Consider the following 3,756-nt stretch of genomic DNA (forward strand, 5'->3'; position numbering starts at 1 on the left):
TCGCTGCGGGCGATATGGGAATTGACCATGCGGTCCGCTTCCATCTTCAGCGCCCAGTCGAGGTTGTCGTCGCTGGAGGTGAAGGTCTCGAAATAATTGGTGCGATCGAGGTCGGTCGTGCCATTCCAGCGCATACCGCGCTTGCCGAACTCCTGCACGATGGTCTTGCCCGGCAGCGAGGGCGTGCCCTTGAATACCAGGTGTTCGAGCAAATGGGCCATGCCGGTTTCGCCATACTTTTCCATGCGGCTGCCGACCTGGTAGGTGACATTCACCGTGGTGGTGGGCTTGGAGGCATCCGGTGCCAGCAATACGCGCAAGCCATTGGGCAGGCGGTATTCGCTGATGCCTTCGACTGTGGTGATTTTTTGCGGGCCGCTCGGGATGGCGGTCTTGGCGACTTGTGCCGGGGCCGGCGTGGCCGGTTCGGCAGCATGGGTGGCGGCGGCAAAACTGATCGCCAGCGCAAGGGCCAGGCGGGAAAGCGGGAAGTGCATGGAGTCTCCTGAGTAGTGGGCTGAGCCCTTGTAAAGATGTAGGTACTACGGGATGTCCGGCCCCAGCCGCTTTGCGCGGGCAGGGCAGGAAAATGCGAGATCGGCTCAGACCGGGTCGGGCGCCGTGCGTTCCGCCATGCCGCGCAAGTTGCTGCCGGTGGCGCGGCAGATGCGCCATTCGGGCAGCACCGTGGCATTGAGCGCCCGATAAAACGCCAATGCTGGCGTGTTCCAGTCCAGTACCGCCCATTCGAAGCGGCCACAGTCGCGTGCCACCGCTCGGGCCGCCACTTCGCGGAACATGGCTTCGCCTATGCCGTTGCGCCGGTATTCGGGCAGCACGAACAGGTCTTCCAGGTACAGGCCGGGTTTGGCGAGAAAACTCGAGTAATTGTGGAAATACACGGCAAAGCCTACCGCGTGCAGCGCGCCGTTGCGCTCGACCTCGGCGACCAGCGCTTCGATATAGGGCCGCGCGCCGAACAGGTGCTCATGCAGGCTTTCAGCGCTGCCTACGCACTGATGGCTGAGTTTTTCATAGGCAGCCAATTCGCGCACCAGTGCGTAAATGGCCGGTGCGTCGCCGGGGCGGGCATCGCGGACGGTAAAGGCGGTTTTCATATGCGATCCCGGATCAGGGCGCTGCGCAGGGCGTCCGGCAGCGGCTGCGAACGTCCACTGGCATAGTCGCACCACACCACCACCGCCTCGGCTTCGGCGGCGGTCTGCTCGGGATTGTCCTGGCGTGATATGCGGTGGCTGAGGGTAAAGCTGCTATTGCCGATACGGCTGACATGGGTTTCCACCCGGATATCGCCGGGGTAGACCAAGGGCGTGCGGAACTGGCAGCTGGTTGCTGCCAGGATGGCACCGCAGCCTGCATCCGGTCGCACTCCCCAGCCATGCGCCTCCAGCCAGCGCACCCGCGCTTCTTCCAGAAAACGGAAATACATGGCGTTGTTGAGATGGCCGAGTGCATCCATATCACCCCAGCGCATCGGAAAGGTATCGACAGAAAGCAGGCTGGTTGTCATGGCGGCAAGGTGCGGGTTCGATCAGCTGCTAGATTATCCTTCCTGCGCCATGAATCAAAGCCGGCTGACACCATGGCGACTGCGGCGCGGCTAAAATCGGCGCCATCTGTCACCAGGAAGCCTTCCATGTCGCAAGCCCTCGCCCAGTCTGCCATTTGCGCCAGCAGCCATCTGCACGCACTGTTTCTGTCGTTTGACCTGTTGCCCGGCACTGCGCCGGCCAGCGCACGCCAGTCGATCGCCCGATTGGCGATGCAGCTGGCCGATTGGGAGCGCCAGCATGATGCCGAGCGCTGCTGCTGGGCGATTGCGATCGGCTGCGAGCAGTGGGGGGCGCTGCTGGATCGTGTTGCGCCGCGCGAGCTGGCGCCATTCCCGCAGTTTGCCGATGCGATTCATCCGCTGCCGTCGACCCCACATGCGGTATTCGTCCATCTGCGCAGCGAGCGCCATGATCTGTGCTTTGCCGCCGGTGAGCTGGCACGCATTGGCTTGGCAGAAGCGTTTTCGCTAAGCGAAGCGATACCGGGCTTCCGCTATCTGGATGCGCGCGATCTGACCGGCTTTGTCGATGGCACGGAAAACCCGGTGCTGGAAGAGCGGCCGGCCGTGGCGCTGATCGATGATGAGGCGGGTTTTATCGGCGGCAGTTATCTGCATGTGCAGCGCTTTGTGCATGACCTGCCGAAATGGCAGGCGCTGCCGGTGACAACGCAGGAGCAGGTGATCGGCCGCAGCAAGCTGGACGATATCGAGATGGACGACGCCGTCAAACCGGCCAGCGCCCATATTGCGCGGGTGGTGATCGAAGAAGACGGGCAGGAGCTGGAAATCGTCCGGCAATCCATGCCCTATGGCACGGTGGGCGGCGAGCAGGGGCTGATGTTTATCAGCTACTGCAAGACGCCGGCCATCTTCACCCGCATGCTGGCCAATATGGTGACCGCCCGAGATGGCCACAGCGACAATCTGTTGCGCTTTACCCGCGCAGTGTCGGGCGCTGCCTACTTTGTACCGCCCCTGCCGCTCTTGCTGGCGCTGGCGGACTGAGGCGGCTGGCCTTGCCCGGCGGTGGTGCGGGCGCTGATTGTGCTGCGATGCGGCACAGTCTCGTCCAAATCGGCCAGCTCCAGTACAATCGGCGGGTTTGCCATTTTGAGCTAGTAACATGCCTATCCTGATTTGCGGTTCTGTCGCCTACGACACCATCATGGTCTTCCCCGACCGCTTCAAGCACCACATCCTGCCGGACAAGGTGCATATGCTGTCGGTGTCCTTCCTGGTGCCGCAGATGCGCCGCGAATACGGTGGCTGTGCCGGCAATATCGCCTACAGCCTGCTGATGCTGGGTGGCGATCCGCTGCCCATGGCTACCGTGGGCCAGGATTTTGCCCCCTATGCCGAGCGCCTCGGCAAGCTGGGCATCCGTCAGGAATGCATCCGCCTGTTGCCCGAGCACTACACGCCGCAGTGCTTTATCACCACTGATCTGGACGACAACCAGATCACCGCCTTCCACCCCGGTGCGATGAGCGAGTCGCACAATAATCGCTTCGACCACGTCGACGGTATCAGCCTGGCGCTGATCGGCCCGGATGGCCGCGAAGGCATGCTGGCACGGGTGCGTGAATGCCGCGCTGCCGGTATCCCCTTTGTATTCGACCCCGGTCAGGCCATGCCGCTGTTCAATGCCGAAGAGCTGCTCGACTGCATGCTGCATGCCGACTATGTGACGCTGAACGACTACGAAGCGGCGCTGACCGAAGAGAAGACCGGCAAGACCATGACCGAGCTGGCGGCGCATGTGAAGGCGCTGATCGTTACCCGTGGCGGCGATGGCTCGACCATCTATGCCCAGGGTCGCGAAATCGTCATTCCGCCGGCCAAGGCGGCTGCGGTAGTCGACCCGACCGGCTGCGGTGACGCCTACCGTGCCGGCCTGCTGTATGGCATCGAGCAGGGCTGGGATTGGGAAATCACCGGCCGCCTCGCTTCCTTGCTGGGCGCCTTGAAGATCGCCCAGCACGGCCCGCAAAACCACCAGTTCACCCGCGACAGCCTGAAATTGGCGTATCGCGAGGCGTTTGGCGGCGAGCTGCCGCTGTAATCTGCGCGACTCACGGCGGCCACTAGGCCGCCGTTTTCGTTTACAAGCCGGCGCGCAAGTCCACCAGCACCGCTTCGGTTTCCGGCCGCACCCCGCGCCACAGAAAGAACGCCTCCGC

5 protein-coding genes are annotated in these 3,756 nt (G+C 63.0%); 2 read left to right on the forward strand and 3 right to left on the reverse strand.

Annotated elements, in window-relative coordinates; all coding sequences use genetic code 11:
- From ACE3OH_RS20645 to ACE3OH_RS20655, 3 genes are all read right to left on the reverse strand, one after another.
- On the reverse strand, nt 1–497 hold a 497-nt coding region (locus tag ACE3OH_RS20645), incomplete at its 3' end, for a M16 family metallopeptidase (protein ID WP_374357602.1).
- A 105-nt stretch (nt 498–602) separates the two neighbouring features.
- Nucleotides 603–1,118, reverse strand: a complete 516-nt coding sequence (locus tag ACE3OH_RS20650) for an N-acetyltransferase family protein (protein WP_374357605.1) — start codon at nt 1,116–1,118, stop codon at nt 603–605.
- Nucleotides 1,115–1,531: an acyl-CoA thioesterase gene (locus tag ACE3OH_RS20655; RefSeq protein ID WP_374357608.1), complete on the reverse strand. Its 417-nt coding sequence runs from the start codon at nt 1,529–1,531 to the stop codon at nt 1,115–1,117. The genes ACE3OH_RS20650 and ACE3OH_RS20655 overlap by 4 nt, the downstream gene beginning before the upstream one ends.
- A gap of 126 nt (nt 1,532–1,657) precedes the next feature.
- Between ACE3OH_RS20655 and ACE3OH_RS20660 the strand changes: the two genes are divergently transcribed.
- Together ACE3OH_RS20660 and ACE3OH_RS20665 are read left to right on the forward strand one after the other, a co-directional pair.
- Nucleotides 1,658–2,581 carry a Dyp-type peroxidase gene (locus ACE3OH_RS20660; RefSeq protein WP_374357611.1) on the forward strand — a complete coding sequence of 308 codons (924 nt, stop codon included), beginning with the start codon at nt 1,658–1,660 and terminating at the stop codon, nt 2,579–2,581.
- 118 nt (nt 2,582–2,699) lie between these two features.
- Complete coding sequence (locus ACE3OH_RS20665; RefSeq protein WP_374357614.1) at nt 2,700–3,638, forward strand: carbohydrate kinase family protein; 939 nt, start codon at nt 2,700–2,702, stop codon at nt 3,636–3,638.
- The last annotated feature ends 118 nt before the right edge of the window (nt 3,639–3,756 follow it).

Origin of the sequence: Chitinimonas sp. (assembly GCF_041904975.1) — a bacterium.
GTDB lineage: Bacteria > Pseudomonadota > Gammaproteobacteria > Burkholderiales > Chitinimonadaceae > Chitinimonas.